The sequence below is a fragment of the Alkalibacterium pelagium genome (genome assembly GCF_900109325.1).
Classification (GTDB): Bacteria; Bacillota; Bacilli; order Lactobacillales; family Carnobacteriaceae_A; genus Alkalibacterium; species Alkalibacterium pelagium.
Map to the genome: position 1 here is coordinate 11,451 of NZ_FNZU01000007.1, position 18,375 is coordinate 29,825.

Below are 18,375 nucleotides of genomic sequence, written 5' to 3' on the forward strand. Positions count from 1 at the left end.
TATATGAGACACTGCGAGCTTTCGCTCGAGTGTACCATACCTGTTATATGCTGAAGCATGACAGACATGGCTATTGCGGAGGCAGGACTCGAACCTGCGACCTCCGGGTTATGAGCCCGACGAGCTGCCAACTGCTCTACTCCGCGATAATATAAAAACCAGTTAAGGTTAAACTGCAAGCTGACGCTTGAGTGTACCATGTCTGTAATCGCTGAAGCGTCAACAGCCATGGCAATGGACCTTGCAGGACTCGAACCTGCGACCGAACGGTTATGAGCCGTTTGCTCTAACCAACTGAGCTAAAGGTCCTCGGATCCGTTTGTTTATTATAGCGGCGGAGGGGATCGAACCCCCGACCTCACGGGTATGAACCGTACGCTCTAGCCAGCTGAGCTACACCGCCATTTTATTACTAATCGGGAAGACAGGATTCGAACCTGCGACCCCTTGGTCCCAAACCAAGTGCTCTACCAAGCTGAGCTACTTCCCGAATGTAAAAGTGCACCCTAGAGGACTCGAACCTCTAACCGCCTGATTCGTAGTCAGGTACTCTATCCAATTGAGCTAAGGGTGCTTATTGTTGTGAATACCGAGGGCCGGAGTCGAACCGGCACGGAGAAAACTCTCCGCAGGATTTTAAGTCCTGTGCGTCTACCAATTCCGCCACCCCGGCTGAAGTGTACTTTGGTTAACCTGTGTCTATTCACAAGCGGAAGACGGGATTCGAACCCGCGACCCCCACCTTGGCAAGGTGATGTTCTACCACTGAACTACTTCCGCAACAAGGCAGATCAGTCTGCCCGAAAAAAATGCCGGCTAAAGGATTTGAACCCTCGACCCACTGATTACAAATCAGTTGCTCTACCAACTGAGCTAAGCCGGCTTAATGTTATGCGGATGGAGGGACTTGAACCCCCACGCCGTGAAGCGCTAGATCCTAAATCTAGTGCGTCTGCCAATTCCGCCACATCCGCATGTGGTATATATAAGATCACTCTTATATATGAGCCGTACAGGATTCGAACCTGTGACCCACTGATTAAAAGTCAGTTGCTCTACCAACTGAGCTAACGGCTCATGGATCTATGGAGGTTAACGGGCTCGAACCGCTGACCCTCTGCTTGTAAGGCAGATGCTCTCCCAACTGAGCTAAACCTCCAAATATCTCTGAAAATAAAAAAAGAGCTGCACGGCAACGTCCTGCTTTCACAAAGGGAAACCCTTCACTATCCTCGGCGCTGAGAAGCTTAACGGCTGTGTTCGAAATGGGAACAGGTGGATCCTTCTCGCCATCGCCACTATACAGTTTATTGCGTCGTGTTACCGCAGCAACTCTTATATCATACAAAGATATCGACCTAATGTCAACAACTTTTGTAAAAATAATTTAAACTTCTTTTCTCATCACTATTAATTTTCAGCAGGATCCTCATTCCAGTGCTTAGATAAAAAGCCTGCTCTTCCAGATCCAATACTATAACGCTTATAGTGGGCAGACTCTTTTTTGTAAAAGTCCTGATGGTACTCTTCAGCTGGATAAAAAGGTTTTGCTTCTTCGATAGTTGTAACGATTGGATCTTTGAATTTGCCACTTTCCTGCAATTCTTTTTTTGACTGTTCAGCTGCTTCTTTCTGTTCCTGACTATTATAAAAGATGACGGGTCTATAAGAGTCTCCTCTATCTGCAAACTGTCCACCTGCATCTGTCGGGTCGGTCTGTTTCCAGTATATCTGCACCAATTCCCTATAAGGCATTATTTCAGGGTCATATGTGATTTCTACTGCTTCAGTGTGACCGGTCGTGCCGGAAGTGACCATTCGATACGTCGGGTTTTCAACGTGGCCACCTGTATAGCCTGATACAACGGAATGGATACCGGGCTGCGAGTCAAAAGGCTTGACCATACACCAGAAACATCCTCCTGCAAATACTGCTTTTTCTAATTCTGCCATGCTGTTTCCTCCTGATTCTATTCATAGTCTAAGGTCGAAAATGTCTATTATGATTGTATCACACTGCCTCGTGAATCAAAGAAAAAGGGCTTGTCTACTATAAGATGCAGACGAGCCCTTCTATACTATTTAACATCAGTCTCAGATAGTTTTTCAGCTGAAAACCGACTTGATTCTGTAGACTTCAGCCAGTATACTCCTTACTTGATTTCTGTGACGCCGCCCATATACGGCACCAGTACGTCAGGAATTTTGATGCTGCCGTCAGCCTGCTGGTAATTTTCCAGAATTGCGGCTACTGTACGTCCGACTGCTAGTCCTGATCCATTCAGCGTGTGTACATATTCGATCTTATCGTCCTCTTCACGTCTATACCTGATCATCGCCCGTCTAGCCTGGAAAGATTCTGTATTAGAGCATGAGCTGATTTCCCGGTAGGTTTCCTGTGTTGGAATCCACACTTCTAGATCATATGTTTTAGCAGCGGCAAAGCCGGTATCTCCTGTAGATAGTAGAACAACTCGATATGCAAGTCCCAGCTTCTGCAGGATCGCTTCTGCATTTGCAGTCATCTTTTCTAGCTCGTCATAAGAGTTTTCCGGCTTAGCAAATTTGACCATTTCAACCTTATTGAACTGGTGGAGACGAATCAGTCCTCGAGTGTCTCTTCCAGCACTTCCCGCTTCGGAACGGAATGAAGGAGATAGAGCTGTAAAGTAGATCGGCAGATCTTTCTCGTCAAGAATCTCGTTCTGATAATAGTTAGTCAAAGGGACTTCTGCTGTTGGTATCAGCGTCAGTGGATGTCCGTCGATCTGAAAAACATCTTCCTTGAACTTAGGAAACTGACCTGTGCCATACAGAGCATCATCATTTGCAAGATAAGGTGGAATGACTTCTTCATATCCGTGTTCAGTCACATGCAAGTCGATCATAAAGTTGTAAAGGGCACGCTCCAGTCTGGCACCGAGTCCTTTGTAATACAGGAAGCGGCTTCGGGCCACTTTTGCTCCTCTTTCAAAATCAAGAATTTTCAAATCAGCACCTAAATCCCAATGGGCTTTCGGTTCGAAGTCGAATTCAGGCAGATCTCCCCACTTGCGGACTTCTTCGTTTGATTCTTCATCTTCACCGATAGGCAGAGATGGATGAGGTAAGTTAGGCAGTCCTGAAGCGATGGCCTGTGTCTTTTCTTCTAACTCATCCAGTTCAGCATCAATAGCTTTGATATCTGCTCCGACCTGCTTCATAGCCGCAATAGCCTCATCCGCATTTTCCTTGTTGCGTTTTTTCTGTGCGATCTGCTCAGATACATCGTTTCGTTCTTTCTTCAGTTTTTCAGATTTCTGGATCAGTTCTCTGCGACGCTCGTCCAGTTCTTTCAGTTCGTCGAGTTCAGACGGATTCACTCCTCGTGTCTGCAGACGTTCTTTTACTGCATCAAAATCATTTCGGATCAGCTTGATATCGATCATACCGTTTTCCTTCTTTCTTAATTTATTGTCAGATACAAAAAAAGCAGTTCTTCTATCCCTGTTATCAGGGACGAAAGAACTGCTTTTCGCGGTACCACCCAGCTTCAAAAAGACCGGTGTCTTTTTGCACTCTGCCAGGATAACGGTCTGTACCGAAATAACTTCAGCCTAAGCTTCGCTATTTTATATATGACGATGGATTCAGGGACAGTCAGGATCAGTTTCCACCACCCACTGACTCTCTAGACCTGCTGCTGCCCTTACTGATTCGTCTTCTTTCTGTTCATTAAGTTGTGTATCTATTCTACCTCAACAGCAGTTAGAAAATCAACTCCCATTACACGATTAGAAGCGGTCTCTCACTCCACTGAAGAAATCTCTCAGCCAAGTTGAAAAGACAGTGAAGAAACCTGCTCGTTCGACAGATTCAGCAGCAGCCACGTTAACCGTCTGCTGGGTTTCTCCATTCAGGAATTCAAGATCATCTGTATTGTCGATAACCAGTTGTCCTAGACTTTCTCCCACTGATACAGGCGCTTCGACTTCGCCATTCTCATTGACTACGTCGTCATTGGGTACGAAAGTATAAGAGTAGTCTTCCAAATCTGTCCCTTCAGGAAGATAGAAGCCGATAGACTCGGTCGTTACGAGGGAAATGTCTTCTTCCACTCCGTTACGTACAGTTATATTGTGTTCGTCATCCAGGTCCATTTCTGATTCAACGATTGTTGCATATTCATACTCACCGAAACCATAATCGAACAGTTTAGAAGTTTCTTCGAAACGCTGACCACGGTTCGTAAATCCGTCTCCCGCACCCATAACTACAGATACAAGTCGACGTCCATCTGCTTCCGCTGTCCCTGTAAATGTCGCTCCGGCAAAACTGGTCGTTCCAGTCTTCAGTCCGTCAACGTCCATCCGCTCATGTGTCAGGCCTTCCAGCATCCAGTTCCAGTTCAGCATATTGATCGCATCAGATGTGCCTTCTCTGAACGTCATACTTGGGATACTTGATGTTTCCAGAACTTCCGGATAATCAGCAATCAGACGCTGTGAAACAGTAGCGATGCCTTTAGCTGACATCACATTTTCAGCATCTTCATCACTTCCCGGGTAATGGTTGCCTTCAAGAAATGAGTTATTCAATCCAGTTGTATTATATAGCTGATACTCTTCAATTCCCCATGATTCAATCAGTTCTCTTGCACGGTCAACAAATGCCACTTCAGACCCTTCAATTTCTTCTGCCAGAGCAATAGTTGCGCCATTTGCAGAATAGATTGCCAGGGCTTCATACAGTTCCTGAACGGTATAAACGCCATTCTGATGCAGAGGGACATTGGATAATGCATAATTCTGACTGATGGCATGAGCATAATCACTGATTGTGACTTCGTCGTCCCAGTTCAGGTTTCCTGCTTCAATTTCTTCAAATAGAATATATTCAACCAGCATTTTAGTCATGGACGCAATTCCACGCTGGTCTTCCGCATTCTGGTCAAACAGGATCTGCGAAGTTTCAAAGTCGATCAGCAGTGCAGACTCCGCTTCAACAGACAGGTCGTTTTCTTCAGCACTTGCAGTGTAAGTTCCGACAACGGGCATAGCTAACGCAGCAATAAAAGAGGTTTTTAACAGTTTTTTCCAATCGATCATCATTTAAATAACTCCTAATTCATATAGTTTATTTTTGTCGTACTCGAAGTCATATAGGCATTTTTATTCAACATGTTTCATGGTACTCTTTCACTCTTGAAAAAACAACCGTATTTCATGAGAATTCATATTTTAGACATTCAATTGAAAACGAACCGTTAGAAAAGTCCTGGACCCTTCCGTTCATACCTTCCTATCTGCAGGACAATTGCTAAGAGTATTAGCGGTCAAGGTAAAAAAAGCAGTAAGGCAAGCTTACTGCTTTTGGCTCTCCTCATTTTCAAGAGGCAGGACAACCGTAAAGACTGTCCATCCATCTTTGACTTCTGCTGAAATTTTACCTTGATGCAGCTCTACAATGCTCTGGGCGATAGCTAGTCCCAGACCGGTTCCCGCTGTTTCCTGTGACCGCGAAGCTTCAGCCCGGTAGAAGCGTTCGAACAGCTGCTCGATGGCTTCTTCAGGGAGGGTCTCCCCATTGTTACTGACTGTTACCGTTACCGTATCCTCAGACCGGACTGCGTTGATGCAGATAAGGGTCCCGCCTTTCCCGTACTTCAGCGCATTCGATAGTAAATTGTGAAACACTCGGACGATCTTTTCCGTGTCACCGTGCATCATAATTGACTCTTCAGGTGTGCTCGTTCGTATTTCTCTTCCTTTTTTTACAGCTTCCAGCTCAAAATCGATGGCCATCTGTTCAATTAGCTGACCCATATCGAACCTGATGTACTCCAGTGGTGTGGTGGTCTGCCGGACAGTCGTATATTCAAAAAGGTCATCTACGAGAGCCTTCATCTGTTTGGCTTTCTTATAAGCTGTGTGTACATAATCAGTGGCCTGACTGGCTGAGGAAAACCGGCCTTCTTCTATCAGACCTAAATAACCGATAATTGATGTCAGCGGGGTCCGGATGTCATGACTGACATTCGTTATGAGCTCGTCTTTACTTTGTTCAATCCGGCGTTCTTCTTCCATCGCTTCCACTGTTGAGTCAACAAGGACGTGGATACTATCAACGACTTTCCCGATATCTCCGCTATACTTCCCTCTGATTCGATGTGTATAGTTCCCTTGTGCGATGTAATGCAGCTCTTTGATGATATGCTGCAGCTCATACTGATGGTAGCGTCGTTTAAGGCGCCAGTAGATAGCTACACCAGCCACAATGATAAGGAAAATAAAAACAAGTGGAGTCAGACCCCACAACTCCTGAGTCCGTATATCGTCGAACATATTTCCGAACAGCCAGAAATCTCCAAAGACTTCTGGAAGTGAAGTAACCAGCCAGCGGACAATTTCGAACACAGCGAAGTAACAAAGGAAAATAATCCCAGCTGTGACCACTGCTTCAAATGCCAGACGCAGACGTTCTTTGTTTGTTAACTGCACGTTCTTTGACCTCCGTTATCAGTTCTCGATTTTGTATCCTACACCCCAGACAGTCTTGACTACTTTTTCTCCACCGGTCGCTTTCTCGATTTTATCACGCAAATGACTCACGTGGACCATGACCGTCTTGGCAGGGACCAGGCTCTCTTGTTTCCATACCTTTTCAAAAATCTCATCGGCATTAAATACCCTGTTTGGATTCGTTGCCAGTAAGTGCAGGATACCGAATTCCAACGCAGTCAGCTGAACCGGCACACCATCGACCGTTTCGACCTGATGCTGATCTTTCCTGATGATCAGTGGACCAATTTCCAGTTCATCTGCATCTGTTTCTTTTGATCCGTATCCACTCCGCCTCATCAGTGACTTCACTCGGGCGAGCACTTCAAGAGGATTGAACGGTTTGACGACGTAATCATCTGCCCCGTTTGTCAGCCCACGGATCTTATCGATGTCGGCCGTCTTGGCACTCAGCATCAAAATGGGCAGTGACGACTCTTTCCGTATTTCCTTAACGACTTCCAGACCACTTTTCTTAGGCATCATCACATCCAGAATGAGACAGTCGATATCCAGGTGTTCTACCTTATTCAGCACATCCTGACCGTCGTATGCTTTTTCAACTTCAAACCCTTCATTTTTTATATATATTTCAAGCAAATCGCATATTTCTTTATCATCATCTGCCACTAAAATCCGCATAATGCCCACCCTCTCTTCAATCTCTTCTATATTTTATCACGTATTGTCCGGTCAACTCATAAAGAATTGTTTAAGGATTAAGAAAAGCTTCACATGTCGGTCAACCTAAACTAGATGTTAAATATGAATTCCTTCATAAACTAAAAAGCAGAGATTTCTCTCTGCTTTTTCTAGCTATTTCAACGCAGCAATGCGGCAATCGTTTTGGATACAAGTGTCGGCGCTACTTCAAAGCTGTATGTTTTCTCAAGACGCTCTGTAAACTTGTGTGAGTCCTTGCCAAACGGTCCGATGTCGACCACCGGAAGTCCCAGACTCTGCATCGCATCAAGAGGCAACTTATACTTCGTACCAAAACCGGGCATATTTTCTTTCAATGCATCGATTTCTCCCTTATTCTCCGGGGCAGAGGCATAGCTCAGATCCGATATATACGGGAAGAACTTCTTATACACTAGAGTGTAGTCGGATTCCGTTGTATTCACTGCTTCCGCTACAGCATCCAGGAGATTCTTTTCTTTGTCCGTATCGCCTTTGACATAGATATGTGGATAATAAGGCGGCGTAAAGTACACCACGATGACCGGCTCCTGATTCTTCCACATGGTCTGAAGCAGTTCGACTTCCTTCAAAGCGTATTCCCGTTCATCTACCGTATCGTCAATCAGCCATTTTTCTTTCTCACGGTCCAGAGTCTCCATTGCTTCCTGTCCCTGGTCAGCGACTACCTGTTTTTTCAGCTCATTGTACGTCATGACTTTAGGTATATAGGAGTACGGTTCAAACGCCCTGCCAGTCAGATCGCAGTACCGCTCGTACTGTGTGTTCAAGTCATTGATCACTGACTTAAAGGCTTCTTCGGCAACTTCCTTCATTTTTTGAAGGACTACATCCGGCGTCTGGCTATGCGTGGCGAAATTATAAAAGGCGTGAGCTGCTTTTGCAGTCTGAACAGAATACTCCGGCTTGAGATCCTGCTGCTTCAGGCTCATCGGCGGCAGCGTGCTTTCTCCTTCAACTGTATCTGACAGATCTGTATTCAAATTGATCCGTCGGGTCAGTTCAGCGACAAGCTGGTTCGGATCCAGTCCTTTAAATGCTTCACCGACATGCGTTTCCTTTCCGACAACATAAAAGGACGGCATGAGCTTCCCGACTGTTCCAATATACACATATTTATTTTTATCTCCAGGATACTCGGAAGTCATGTAATCTGTATTGATCAGTCCAGTCAGATTCAAGTTGTTTTCATCTCTCAAACGGACGATTTCAGGTACACACGACCGCATACCGGCTGAATTGGCTTCTTCATCACAAACCGCCGCAAACAGGATATTACCGGAAAAATCATCCAGGTTGCTTTCGATTTCTTCCATTAGAGTCATAATGATTGCATCGCCCGTTTTCATATCAAAAAGGCCACGCCCGAACAGGTAATCACCTGATTCCAGATCTTCACGCGCATCTTTCGGCAGAAGGTCTTTGCGTTCATGCAGCAGTTCAGTCAGCTCGTATGGCATGTGTGCGAAATTCTTCAGATCGCCGTAGTCAGAAATACCCACCGTATCTGTATGACCGATCAGTACAACTGTCTTATTATTCTCCGGATCTTTCTTTCCTCGAAGAAGGGCGATCACACTTTTTCTTCCCCACTTGTCGTGCGGAACGGGAACAAAAAAGAGGTCTTCTGGGTTATCTTTAAAATAATCCATCTGCTGGAAAAACAAGTGGACTTTCTCGGTCACTAACTGCTCCTCAATCGTTTCTGTCACACTGCGCTGTCTTGTTAGGTCTACTGCTATTTCTTCAATCCGTTGAGCTCTGCTTGACATTGAACTGCCTCCATTATATTCATTCTCTTTCTCTGGTATTTTCCTAAGTATAGTCCCGAATGTACCTTTACGCAATCCACTCCGCTGAATGTTTTGTGTCAGTTAATTCTCTTCCAGATAGTACACATATTCTTCAGTCTTATACACCTGACTTGTCACTATTCTGTTGCGTTCGTCCATTCCAATAGACACTTTTTCCCTGGACATCTGCTTTCCTCCCGTTGTCTCTTCAATAATTTCAATGGTGTCTTCTGCCACCGTAATTCTGAACAATTTGCCCTCTTCAAGTGCTGCCTTTGGTTTTTTCAACCCAAGCGTCAATACGCTGAGTACAATGTCTTTCACAGAAAAACGCGGGACTCTATATGCTGAATAGGTTTTTACTTCTGTCATGTTCTGATCTCCTCTTTAGCCATAACAACTGTTACATGTGGTAACAAAGTCAGTATCATCTTCGACTGATCAAACTCGAAAGAAGAGCCCAATTCATAATGAATTGAGCTGCCTTCTTTTTTTTCACTTAATTTTTTGTCATGTTCATAGCAACAGCAACCATCATGCCCACTCCGGTGCTGAATGAATCCTCATCTATTCCGAATTTCGGATGATGATGCGGGTATTCCATATCTTTCTCAGCATTCCCTGCTCCTATAAAGGCATAGGTACTGGGCACTAGGTCAGAAAAGGCTGAAAAATCCTCTCCACCCATTGCCAGAGGGAATTCAAAGACTGCTTCCCCGAAATGCTCTGTGGCGATTGCTCTGACCTGATCCGTTTTTTCATCGTCATTGACGACTGAGCTGTACCCTTTAGAATAAGTGTACTCATAGCCGGCTCCGTATACCTCGCAGACATTCTTCACGACTGCTTCGATCCGGTCTTCAACCATTTCTCTCGTTTCAGGAGTGATCGAGCGGACGCTTCCACCTAAAACCGCAGTATCCGGAATTATATTTTTTGCTGATCCAGCATGGAAATTGGTCGTTGAGATGACCAGTGAGTCCAATGGTGATGTCACTCGTGAAACCAGAGCCTGGAGCTGACTAATGATCTGTGCACCGATCAGAACAGGATCCACCGAGTTTTCCGGCTGGGATGCATGTCCCCCTTTTCCTTTGATCAGAATATCAAACTGGTCCGAGTTCGCCGTTACTGGGCCATTCAGAAGACCGATCTGACCTGTGGGAATCGGTGTAAACAGATGCTGGCCATAAATAAAGTCCAGATCATCAAACAGGCCTGTTCTGACCATATCGACCGCTCCCCCGGGCGGCGTTTCTTCAGCATGCTGGAAAATCAGGTAGACTTCGCCATGCAGGTCATCGATCTGATCGACCAGTACCTTAGCCGCGCCTAAAAGGATCGACGCATGTCCGTCGTGCCCACACGCATGCATGATATCTTTGTTTTCAGACACGAAGTCAATATCCGTACGTTCTTCATCTATAGGCAGCGCATCGATATCGGCACGCAGGCCGATCTTCTTACCAGGCTTAGTCCCTTTTATGATTCCCAGTACACTTGTTTCAGTCGGACGCGTCACCTCTATCTGACCGATTGACTGAAGTTCTTCTTCAATATAAGCACTAGTCCAGTACTCTTCAAATGAAAGTTCCGGATGCTTGTGCATCGTGCGTCTCCAGTTAAATACATCTGCCATGACTTTCTCGATTTGTTCGTTCATCATACTCATCCCCAATATTGTATTTCTCCTACTATATCATACATTCGGCCAAGTCGCTTTTGGCCACAAAAATCATTGCTTACTTTTTCCTGTCTACTCACTGACTGGATAAGCATAGAATACGAACCGCTCAGGTGCACTCCCCAGATAATTGAACGGGTAGCAAGTCGACACAACCAGAACTTCCTCCCCCATCTCCCCAACGACCGAGGTATCATCCGCATCGACGATTTTTGTATCTCTTATTTCATATGTGTAGTCGCCATAAGGCATTTCTACTATAAATTCGTCTCCTATTTCAAGCTCTGCAAAATTACGGAAGACGGTATCACGATGGCCCGATAGAACGATCTGCTCGCCTTGTCCTGGAAAGACAGTACTCGACATATGGCCCACACCTAAATCCAGCGCATCCGGATCAGTTCCTTCAACTATCCCGATACTCCGGTCGATCTTAGGGACATGCAGTACGCCGATGGCTTCATGGGTCTGGGCTGAAAAAGACTCGGCCGGGTTCTCGTCATCCGGATCGACTTTTTCACGCATAGTCTGTACCGCCTGTTCAGCTTCCGCCATGGTAACCGACTGCATCTGATTCTGCTGGTAAAGCGAGTAGCCAAACCACATCATCAAAGCCACTCCTACTGCTATCAATCCATTTGCCAGCCATTTCATGATACCCCTCCTTCTTATGTAAAACAGGGAAAAGCGAAGAGAGTCATTTCCTCTTCGCTTCCCTATTAAATTATGCTTATTTTACCTTATTTTTTCTTACGAAGAAAGTGCATACCTAAACCAGAAGCCATTCCAGCCAGTCCGATCAGTCCAATCGTCCAAACTGCAGTAGCTGTCTAGGACAGGCGTTTCCCTTAATCAATTCCGCCCATTTCCCCTACCAGGAGAAGTTGGATTGTTAGGCCCTATATCACCAGGATGGTTTGGAAAAACAGGGTGTTCCTTGTCTTTATTTCCTGGTCTGTTACCTGGATGTTCAGGAAATACTGGATGATTTCCTTTATTCTTCCCAGGATGAACCGGATGGACTGGGTGAGAAGGTTCTTCGTCCACAGTTCCTTGAGTGAACACGCCGTAGATTGAGAATCCTGGAACGATAACTGAAATCGTATTGTCTGTTACCTCTCCACCGACATTTTCCCAGATACTCTCTTCTTCATTGTAATAATAGATAGTGACGTCTTCTTCTACAAAATCATTATCAATGCCTAAAGTCAATACGAAATCACCTTCGTAATCTTCTTCTCCTTCAGGTAGGATCAGCTCAACATCAATAATGTCTCCTGCAGCTGTCAACAGTTGCCCTTCTTCATTTACAAGTTCAGGTACAGTTTCTCCATCAAGGATATTGACAATGATCGACGTTCCTAATGGAAGATCACTAGGCATGGTGATTGAAATTAATTGTCCATCAACAACAATAGTCTGTCCTGGTAAAACTTCTACTTCTTCACCTTCATTAATCACTACCGCATCATCTTCGTGATCTACATCTCCCATATCATTGACCAAAGTAAGATTTCCGAACACTGATGGATCCTGGAAGCCCTGTCCAGTCAGGTCGTTCCAAGCAGCAGCTGCCTGACGAGCACCATCTACTCCATCATTGATCTGCATATCAAAACCAAGCGTGTGTCCTGCTTGGGGGGTGATATATTTCCAAGGAATAGCCATTTCTACAACATAACCGGAACCAAGTACTCGAGCCGCTGAATCGAATCCGTCACTGTATGCACTCGGGTTGAATGTTGCAAAGTTTTCATAGTTGACACGGTACTGACCGACACCATCAATATAGCTCAATGTTGGCTCACCTGTTTCGTTGATAAATGCTTCTACTGAATCCTGTTCCCAAGGATTCTCTGCCGAAACATCTAGATTACCATCTGCAACTTGGAATAAAACATACAAGTTGTTTTCATCCCATAGCGCACGTCCTGTTCCTCTTGCCCCTTGCCATGCTGTCTGGAATCTTGAGATATTCATTACAGGTGCATCATTCCAGATGTCATCAATTTCTGCATTAACAACAGGAGTACCATATACGGCATAACTGCTGTTAGCTTCAATTTCAGCCTCTTCATAATTTTCAAGGAACCCATCTGGATCAACTACTGCATAATAAGCAGGTTTGGCTTGAAGACGCCCGTCAAACAATAACGGGAACCGTTCAGAACGCCAGCTGTTCGCATCGTTCAATCCCCAGAATGTGACGCGGTTTATTGAATCAGAATGTTCTCTAAAAATTTGGAATAGGCGAGCATATACATAGCCTTGGCGATTCCATTCAGATTCAACATACTCGTTTTCTGTTAAAGTCGTTACATCCAACTCAGTAATACCGATTTCGATATCAAGCTGTTCGAAACGTTCGATAGATTGTTTGACAAGATCCGGGTTAAGATTGATGTTATAGTGCCCCTGCATACCGACTCCACTGATCAGCTTACGCTCTTCTTCAGGATTTTCGGCAGCCCATCTGTCATTAATATCTCTAATCATGTAATACATGGTTCGCGCTTTACCTTGAATATGATCGTTATAATCATTGTAGTAAAGAACCATCTCTGGCATTCCGAGTTCGTCAGCTACTTGTCGGGCATAGCTGAAGGCTTCATAAATATAGTCTGGTCCTAATGCACGTAACCAGCCAGTATCTCTTAACTGGGCTTCCCAGTTTTCCGGATTGCCCCAGTCTCCTGCAAGTGCTTCATTTACTACATCCCAACTATATACACTATCTTCAAAATTTGTCATAACTTCTCTGATGTGACGCTGCATGTTCTCGCGTGCTTCCGCTTCCGGTAAAGGAGAACCATTAGCATCACTATGCAGCCACTCCGGAGACTGCTGATGCCATACTAGGACGTGTCCATGAAGAAGGAAACCTTCCTCTGAAATACGTTCAACCAGACGGTTCTGATCAGCGAAATCAAATTCGCGGGCCGAGTCATAAGCATAATCAGGCTTCATAGCATTTTCAGTAGTAACTAAATTATGGTGATGGTCTAGGAGCGTCAGACGATCCCCTTCCATTTCAGCCATATTTATAGCATTACCGATTAGGAAATCATCTGCATAAACATCTTTAATTGGTGCAAGATCAAGCTGAACGTCAGCAGGTTCAGAATCAAGTTCAACGAAATTGACGTCATCGATATAGAAATCTGCAAGGCTTCCTCCACCGGTTTCAACATAAATAGTGACGTAACCACCTCCAAGAGAAGAATAACGATAGGTTCCTTGAAGGTGTACCCAGCCGTCATCAGCACTCATAGTGGTTGAAGCAACCGTATTGTAACTAGCCACATCCCCCTGATTCACTTGGGTTGAGAGTCTGAACGTTGTAGAGGCTTCTGCATCTGTTTTCACACGGGCAGAAATCTGATACTCTTGACCAAGATTGATGTAGTCCTCAACACGAAGGGCTGGACCATTCCAATCTTGTGTACGTCCAGTTGTCAGCAAACTATACTGTCCGCCTTCTGTATAATTATCTGCATCCGTTACAGTCACTGTTTCGTTATCGCCTCTAGCTGTAAATCCATTTAATTCGCCATTCTCAAAGTCAATAAAGGTGAACACTTCAGCCGCTGGAGCATCTGGATCTGGCTCTTCATCTTCCAACGGTGTCTGATTTTCATCCCACTCAACTACAATTTCAGTAATGTAGAATGGTACAGCAGCACCAGCTTCATTAGACTGAGCTCTAAAACGAGTGTAGTCAGGATTGTTAAATACAAATGTATCTTCCAGTACAAATTCTTCTCCTGCTACAAAAGCCGCTTGCGCTAATAATGGATAATCCTCTTCTGGAACCTGAAGCCACGCTTCTGCTCCTGAAGGAACAGCGACTTCTGGATCGACATATCCACGAATGGTTACATTATATTCATAACCGTATTCCATACCCATTTCTGCAAAACTAAAGTCAACGCCGTTCCAGTTAGCTGTACGGTTTTCTACACGAAGCGCGCCTTGATTGTCGTTAAACCCTGGCAGATGCTGGAATGTTGGACCTGCGCTGGCCGCAGCTTGCGTATTTTCTGTGAAATCATTTGAGAAAAGAACAGATAATTCTGATTCTGGGCTCTCTTCATCGGATGAGTTCTCATCCGATGCATCATCGTCATCTTCAACTGGGTCTTCCGGTGTAGTCGGATCGTCTGTATCAGCATCCTCATCATCTTCTACAGGATCTTCATTCTCTGATGGAGCATCGGTTGTGATCAGTACGTTAGTGACCGCAAACTCCATGCCAATTCCAGCTTCATTTGTTTTAATACGAAAAGCCTCATCGTTTTCTCCGAACGCAGTATAACTTGCTTCTAGTTCAAAAACGCCTGTTTCAGCAGTCGGATTGGTCAACCAAGTATATCCGTTAACCGTTTCAATATTCACTGAAGTGTCTTCGGGAATCTCTTCCCCCTCAGCAATATATCCTGAAACTTGGATCGAATATTTCAGTCCTTCTTCCAGACCGATTTCATCAAAGGAGATATCGATTCCATCGTAATCATTAACTCTATTAGTCACCCAAACGCCTGATTCAACTTCTCCATTAATCTCAAAGTCATTAAACCATTCGAGCACGGCATCTCCACTTGAGACAAGTGCCGGGTCGGCATCTGGATTTTCTGAAAAATCATTCTCATAGACGACGACTTGTTCTGGTTCGCTGGTTAGTTCATTGTCTGCTTCCTGTGCCAAAGCTGTTGTGGCTGTAGCAAAGACGGGGGCGACCAGCAGCGCACTCATCATTCCATTTGCTAATTTAAATTTAGTGCTGTTCTCCATACGTGTCCTCCTTATTCTTTCTGACTATTCGACTGTCTGCTCATTATTTATGTAATGAGACAACTAACGAAACAATAATGATTCCTAAGAATCGTCAGACTTTCTCACCGCCTTCTCCTCAATCTCTTAGCGATTAAACACTAAACGCTTACAATAATAATACTTTTACTAGAAACCGTTTACAATAGTTAATTTGTTTAACCAACAAATTAACATGAAAGTCATACTAAAATCGCTTTTTTGTAACATCATTGCAACATTAGAGCGGTTTTTACTACTGTTTGTTTAAAAAGAAGCCGCAGCACTAGGCTACGACTTCTCTTATCCATTTACTAACAGCACTTTTAGTGTGTACTCCGGTCAAACGGTTTGTATTTTTACCTTTATAAAAAAGAAGAACGGTCGGAGTCGACTGAACGGCAAAAGCTTCTGCCCAGTCCGGATTGTCTATGGTTTTAACTTCGGCAATAATAATAGATTCGTCAAATGCCTCTCTGACCTGTTCCAAGCTATGAGCCATTGCCTGACAACTGCCGCAGAAATCACTAGTAAACTGGACCAGGACAACTGTAGCGGACTGAATCGTCTCGTAAAAATTTTCTTCATTTAATGTAATCGGCATAGTCACTCCATCTTCTCTTTCTGCTTCTGTTTAGTCAGGTCACTTTTCTTTACAGTGATTCCTGACCCAAGATACGTTTCATTTTCACTGTCGGGATTTCTTCTGATTGTAAAATGATCGGGTACTTTATCTACTCCGCCTTTTACAAATGGATTGCATCTAAGAATGCGCGCGATTCCCATAACTGATCCTTTAGCGGCTCCATGTTTTTCAAGAGCTTGAACGGTGTAGTGTGAACACGTCGGGTAATAGCGGCAGCTAGGCTGAAATAACGGTGATATGACTTTCTGATAGGTTCTGACCAATGCGAGCAGCAGTTTTTTCATGTGTATGCTCTCCTTTTATCTTTCTACTTTGGTAGTATAGCAAAAACACTTACTTTTTAAAAGTCCACTTATTTATTCCAATATAAAAAAAGCTACCCTGACTAGCTCAGCCAGGGTAGTGAGAGTATAATTATTCTGCTTCCAGAATGTCGTCTACTGTTCGTGTCACGTAACGTGCACCTTTGATTTTAGTATAGAGCGGATCGCCTTTAACGGTGAACATGTCTTGTGCAATAATCTGTTCCATTGCTGCCTGGACCTCTTCCTTAGTCAGTCCTGTTCTCGGCTGATCTACTGCAATGACTCGGTTTTTACCTTCTCCTGTTTCAAAACGCAATTCTAGGTTCATACTCATGGGTGTGCCTCCTGTTTTAGTTTAGTTGATTATAGTGAGTAGCGGTATTCTTCGATGACAAGTGTATGTGAGACCGGCAGATCCGTTACTGAATCAAGTGCCTGAGTGAATGCTGTGACTTGTTCTTCAGATAGAGACTGATGAGCCCCGGCAAAACTTCTGCGGACGAGCTTTTCGTTCTCAACATCTTCCAGAAATACATCGACTTTACTTGCGGACCAAATTTTATTCATTGTTGTTTCCTCCTTAGTTGATTGTGTAAGGTGATCACTGCTTACACTAGTAATAACGAAAGAAGAATCGGAAGTGTTACCTTGAAATTAAAAAAAATCTCAAGTCAGCTGGTGGGCCGGCTCAAGATTTTCAATTCATTCAATTATTATTGAGATCTAGTCGATGACGAGCATATTCTGATCGTCGAACTGCCATGTGTCAGCATAAGCTAGTTCCCAGTAGTAGCCGTCAGGATCAGCAAAGTATCCGCTGTATCCTCCCCATGATACGATCCTGGGAGTTTTGACAATTTCCCCTCCAGCAGCCTCTACTTTATTCATCACTTCGTCCACTTCTTCTTTTGATTTCATGTTACAGGCGAGTGTGATCCCGCTGAACTGACCAGCAGCTGATTCTGGCGGACTTTCTTCATTAATATCTCTAGCCAGCTCATCTATCGGGTAGAGTTCCAGCTTGCTTCCTTCATTATTGAAGAAAACGATCGCAGGCTCTTCGGCGGTCTCTGGCGTGCTGAATCCAATTTCTTTATAAAATGCAAGGGACTTTCTCAAGTCTTTGACTCCTAGGCAAATCAAATTGATACGATTCATCTGAATTCTCCTTTTTCGATTAACTGATTCACTTCCTGGTAACAGAAACACCCGGTCAGATGGTCATTGACCAGTCCGGCTGACTGCATATACGCATAGCAGATGGTCGGACCCACAAAACTGAATCCATCCTTCTTCATCTCCCGGCTCATCATACGGCTTTCTTCTGTTTGTGATGGCACCTCACTAAGGCAAGTCCAGTGATTGATGATCGGCTGATTGTCCACAAAACTCCAGATATAGGAAGAAAAAGAGCCATATTGTTCAACGACAGCCTGATACGCCTTAGCATTTTTCACCACACTTCTTATTTTCAGCCGGTTCCGAATGATTCCTTCGTTCTGAAGCAGCTCCTCGATTTTTTCATCTGAATAGCCGGCAATGGTGGATGGATCGAACTGGTCAAAGGCTTCTTTATACTGTTTGCGTCGTTTCAGGATTGTCAGCCAGCTCAACCCGGCCTGAGCTCCTTCCAGACACAGCAGCTCAAACAACTCCCTGTCATCTTTCATCGGCCGTCCCCACTCATGATCATGGTAGTCGAGGTAGACTTGATCTTCAGTCACCCAGCCACATCTCTCCATGCTTACTCCCCCCGTCAGTCTTATGGTGATACTCATTTTACTGTTCTGTCTTCTTCATTATTATAACGTAAACGCGACCAGCTATGGGACTGAAAATCTCCGTTCCAGTCTGAATTTATTCAACGAACTGGAATATCTATGAGCATTTTCTACCT

Annotated in this window: 16 protein-coding genes, 11 tRNA genes, 1 rRNA gene and 1 other annotated feature; all 28 genes read right to left on the reverse strand. The window is 44.5% G+C overall.

Annotation, left to right across the window (positions count from 1 at the left end):
• Positions 1 to 73: 73 nt before the first annotated feature.
• The 28 genes from BMX79_RS06680 to BMX79_RS06815 all read right to left on the reverse strand — a co-directional run bounded on the left by BMX79_RS06680 (position 74) and on the right by BMX79_RS06815 (position 18,220).
• Positions 74 to 146, reverse strand: a tRNA-Met gene (locus BMX79_RS06680).
• Between the two features lie 89 nt (positions 147 to 235).
• Positions 236 to 309 (reverse strand) — tRNA-Ile (locus BMX79_RS06685).
• A gap of 20 nt (positions 310 to 329) precedes the next feature.
• Positions 330 to 403, reverse strand: a tRNA-Met gene (locus BMX79_RS06690).
• A gap of 13 nt (positions 404 to 416) precedes the next feature.
• A tRNA-Pro gene (locus BMX79_RS06695) sits at positions 417 to 490 on the reverse strand.
• Positions 491 to 500: 10 nt separating this feature from the next.
• Positions 501 to 574: transfer RNA gene (locus BMX79_RS06700), tRNA-Arg, on the reverse strand.
• A 13-nt stretch (positions 575 to 587) separates the two neighbouring features.
• A tRNA-Leu gene (locus tag BMX79_RS06705) sits at positions 588 to 673 on the reverse strand.
• Positions 674 to 708: 35 nt separating this feature from the next.
• Positions 709 to 780: transfer RNA gene (locus BMX79_RS06710), tRNA-Gly, on the reverse strand.
• 30 nt (positions 781 to 810) lie between these two features.
• Positions 811 to 883, reverse strand: a tRNA-Thr gene (locus tag BMX79_RS06715).
• A 9-nt stretch (positions 884 to 892) separates the two neighbouring features.
• Positions 893 to 974, reverse strand: a tRNA-Leu gene (locus tag BMX79_RS06720).
• Positions 975 to 1,004: 30 nt separating this feature from the next.
• Positions 1,005 to 1,077: transfer RNA gene (locus BMX79_RS06725), tRNA-Lys, on the reverse strand.
• Between the two features lie 9 nt (positions 1,078 to 1,086).
• Positions 1,087 to 1,159: transfer RNA gene (locus BMX79_RS06730), tRNA-Val, on the reverse strand.
• A 28-nt stretch (positions 1,160 to 1,187) separates the two neighbouring features.
• A 5S ribosomal RNA gene (gene rrf / locus BMX79_RS06735) occupies positions 1,188 to 1,303 on the reverse strand.
• 107 nt (positions 1,304 to 1,410) lie between these two features.
• On the reverse strand, positions 1,411 to 1,953 hold the full coding sequence (msrA, locus tag BMX79_RS06740) for a peptide-methionine (S)-S-oxide reductase MsrA (RefSeq protein ID WP_091480626.1): 543 nt from the start codon (positions 1,951 to 1,953) through the stop codon (positions 1,411 to 1,413).
• Positions 1,954 to 2,153: 200 nt separating this feature from the next.
• Entirely contained in the window at positions 2,154 to 3,428 is a 1,275-nt protein-coding gene (gene serS / locus BMX79_RS06745; RefSeq protein WP_091480628.1) for a serine--tRNA ligase, read from the reverse strand.
• Between the two features lie 63 nt (positions 3,429 to 3,491).
• Positions 3,492 to 3,715, reverse strand: a binding site (T-box leader).
• 58 nt (positions 3,716 to 3,773) lie between these two features.
• A complete protein-coding gene (locus BMX79_RS06750; protein ID WP_091480631.1) occupies positions 3,774 to 5,090 on the reverse strand; it encodes a serine hydrolase in 1,317 nt (438 codons plus the stop codon).
• Between the two features lie 252 nt (positions 5,091 to 5,342).
• Positions 5,343 to 6,479 carry a sensor histidine kinase gene (locus BMX79_RS06755; protein WP_246117666.1) on the reverse strand — a complete coding sequence of 379 codons (1,137 nt, stop codon included), beginning with the start codon at positions 6,477 to 6,479 and terminating at the stop codon, positions 5,343 to 5,345.
• Positions 6,480 to 6,497: 18 nt separating this feature from the next.
• Positions 6,498 to 7,181 carry a response regulator transcription factor gene (locus tag BMX79_RS06760; protein WP_091480632.1) on the reverse strand — a complete coding sequence of 228 codons (684 nt, stop codon included), beginning with the start codon at positions 7,179 to 7,181 and terminating at the stop codon, positions 6,498 to 6,500.
• Positions 7,182 to 7,360: 179 nt separating this feature from the next.
• Complete coding sequence (locus BMX79_RS06765) at positions 7,361 to 9,013, reverse strand: M20/M25/M40 family metallo-hydrolase (protein ID WP_091480633.1); 1,653 nt, start codon at positions 9,011 to 9,013, stop codon at positions 7,361 to 7,363.
• Between the two features lie 102 nt (positions 9,014 to 9,115).
• Complete coding sequence (locus BMX79_RS06770) at positions 9,116 to 9,406, reverse strand: hypothetical protein (RefSeq protein WP_091480636.1); 291 nt, start codon at positions 9,404 to 9,406, stop codon at positions 9,116 to 9,118.
• A 127-nt stretch (positions 9,407 to 9,533) separates the two neighbouring features.
• Positions 9,534 to 10,700: a M20 metallopeptidase family protein gene (locus BMX79_RS06775; protein ID WP_218025368.1), complete on the reverse strand. Its 1,167-nt coding sequence runs from the start codon at positions 10,698 to 10,700 to the stop codon at positions 9,534 to 9,536.
• A gap of 90 nt (positions 10,701 to 10,790) precedes the next feature.
• Positions 10,791 to 11,372 (reverse strand): class D sortase, LPxTATN-specific, encoded by a 582-nt coding sequence (srtD, locus tag BMX79_RS06780; protein ID WP_091480638.1) that lies wholly within the window; start codon positions 11,370 to 11,372, stop codon positions 10,791 to 10,793.
• Positions 11,373 to 11,570: 198 nt separating this feature from the next.
• Positions 11,571 to 15,509 carry an endo-1,4-beta-xylanase gene (locus tag BMX79_RS06785; protein ID WP_091480641.1) on the reverse strand — a complete coding sequence of 1,313 codons (3,939 nt, stop codon included), beginning with the start codon at positions 15,507 to 15,509 and terminating at the stop codon, positions 11,571 to 11,573.
• Positions 15,510 to 15,813: 304 nt separating this feature from the next.
• Positions 15,814 to 16,131: a thioredoxin family protein gene (locus tag BMX79_RS06790; RefSeq protein WP_091480644.1), complete on the reverse strand. Its 318-nt coding sequence runs from the start codon at positions 16,129 to 16,131 to the stop codon at positions 15,814 to 15,816.
• 2 nt (positions 16,132 to 16,133) lie between these two features.
• Positions 16,134 to 16,457 (reverse strand): membrane protein insertion efficiency factor YidD, encoded by a 324-nt coding sequence (gene yidD, locus BMX79_RS06795; RefSeq protein WP_091480650.1) that lies wholly within the window; start codon positions 16,455 to 16,457, stop codon positions 16,134 to 16,136.
• 130 nt (positions 16,458 to 16,587) lie between these two features.
• Entirely contained in the window at positions 16,588 to 16,812 is a 225-nt protein-coding gene (locus BMX79_RS06800; RefSeq protein WP_091480653.1) for a DUF2922 domain-containing protein, read from the reverse strand.
• A 29-nt stretch (positions 16,813 to 16,841) separates the two neighbouring features.
• Entirely contained in the window at positions 16,842 to 17,045 is a 204-nt protein-coding gene (locus tag BMX79_RS06805; RefSeq protein WP_091480655.1) for a DUF1659 domain-containing protein, read from the reverse strand.
• 156 nt (positions 17,046 to 17,201) lie between these two features.
• Positions 17,202 to 17,636 (reverse strand): VOC family protein, encoded by a 435-nt coding sequence (locus BMX79_RS06810; protein ID WP_091480658.1) that lies wholly within the window; start codon positions 17,634 to 17,636, stop codon positions 17,202 to 17,204.
• Positions 17,633 to 18,220 carry a DNA-3-methyladenine glycosylase I gene (locus BMX79_RS06815; protein WP_091480661.1) on the reverse strand — a complete coding sequence of 196 codons (588 nt, stop codon included), beginning with the start codon at positions 18,218 to 18,220 and terminating at the stop codon, positions 17,633 to 17,635. Before BMX79_RS06815 ends, BMX79_RS06810 begins: the two co-directional genes overlap by 4 nt.
• Positions 18,221 to 18,375 lie beyond the last annotated feature (155 nt).

Bases quoted from the DNA above. Each gene is read 5' to 3' on its own strand.
- BMX79_RS06800 (WP_091480653.1), bottom strand. From the start codon at position 16,812: ATGAGTATGAACCTAGAATTGCGTTTTGAAACAGGAGAAGGTAAAAAC.
- BMX79_RS06775 (WP_218025368.1), bottom strand. From the start codon at position 10,700: ATGATGAACGAACAAATCGAGAAAGTCATGGCAGATGTATTTAACTGG.
- BMX79_RS06815 (WP_091480661.1), bottom strand. From the start codon at position 18,220: ATGGAGAGATGTGGCTGGGTGACTGAAGATCAAGTCTACCTCGACTAC.
- BMX79_RS06810 (WP_091480658.1), bottom strand. From the start codon at position 17,636: ATGAATCGTATCAATTTGATTTGCCTAGGAGTCAAAGACTTGAGAAAG.
- BMX79_RS06750 (WP_091480631.1), bottom strand. From the start codon at position 5,090: ATGATGATCGATTGGAAAAAACTGTTAAAAACCTCTTTTATTGCTGCG.
- srtD (WP_091480638.1), bottom strand. From the start codon at position 11,372: ATGAAATGGCTGGCAAATGGATTGATAGCAGTAGGAGTGGCTTTGATG.
- BMX79_RS06760 (WP_091480632.1), bottom strand. From the start codon at position 7,181: ATGCGGATTTTAGTGGCAGATGATGATAAAGAAATATGCGATTTGCTT.
- BMX79_RS06765 (WP_091480633.1), bottom strand. From the start codon at position 9,013: ATGTCAAGCAGAGCTCAACGGATTGAAGAAATAGCAGTAGACCTAACA.
- BMX79_RS06805 (WP_091480655.1), bottom strand. From the start codon at position 17,045: ATGAATAAAATTTGGTCCGCAAGTAAAGTCGATGTATTTCTGGAAGAT.
- yidD (WP_091480650.1), bottom strand. From the start codon at position 16,457: ATGAAAAAACTGCTGCTCGCATTGGTCAGAACCTATCAGAAAGTCATA.
- BMX79_RS06770 (WP_091480636.1), bottom strand. From the start codon at position 9,406: ATGACAGAAGTAAAAACCTATTCAGCATATAGAGTCCCGCGTTTTTCT.
- serS (WP_091480628.1), bottom strand. From the start codon at position 3,428: ATGATCGATATCAAGCTGATCCGAAATGATTTTGATGCAGTAAAAGAA.
- msrA (WP_091480626.1), bottom strand. From the start codon at position 1,953: ATGGCAGAATTAGAAAAAGCAGTATTTGCAGGAGGATGTTTCTGGTGT.
- BMX79_RS06790 (WP_091480644.1), bottom strand. From the start codon at position 16,131: ATGCCGATTACATTAAATGAAGAAAATTTTTACGAGACGATTCAGTCC.
- BMX79_RS06785 (WP_091480641.1), bottom strand. From the start codon at position 15,509: ATGGAGAACAGCACTAAATTTAAATTAGCAAATGGAATGATGAGTGCG.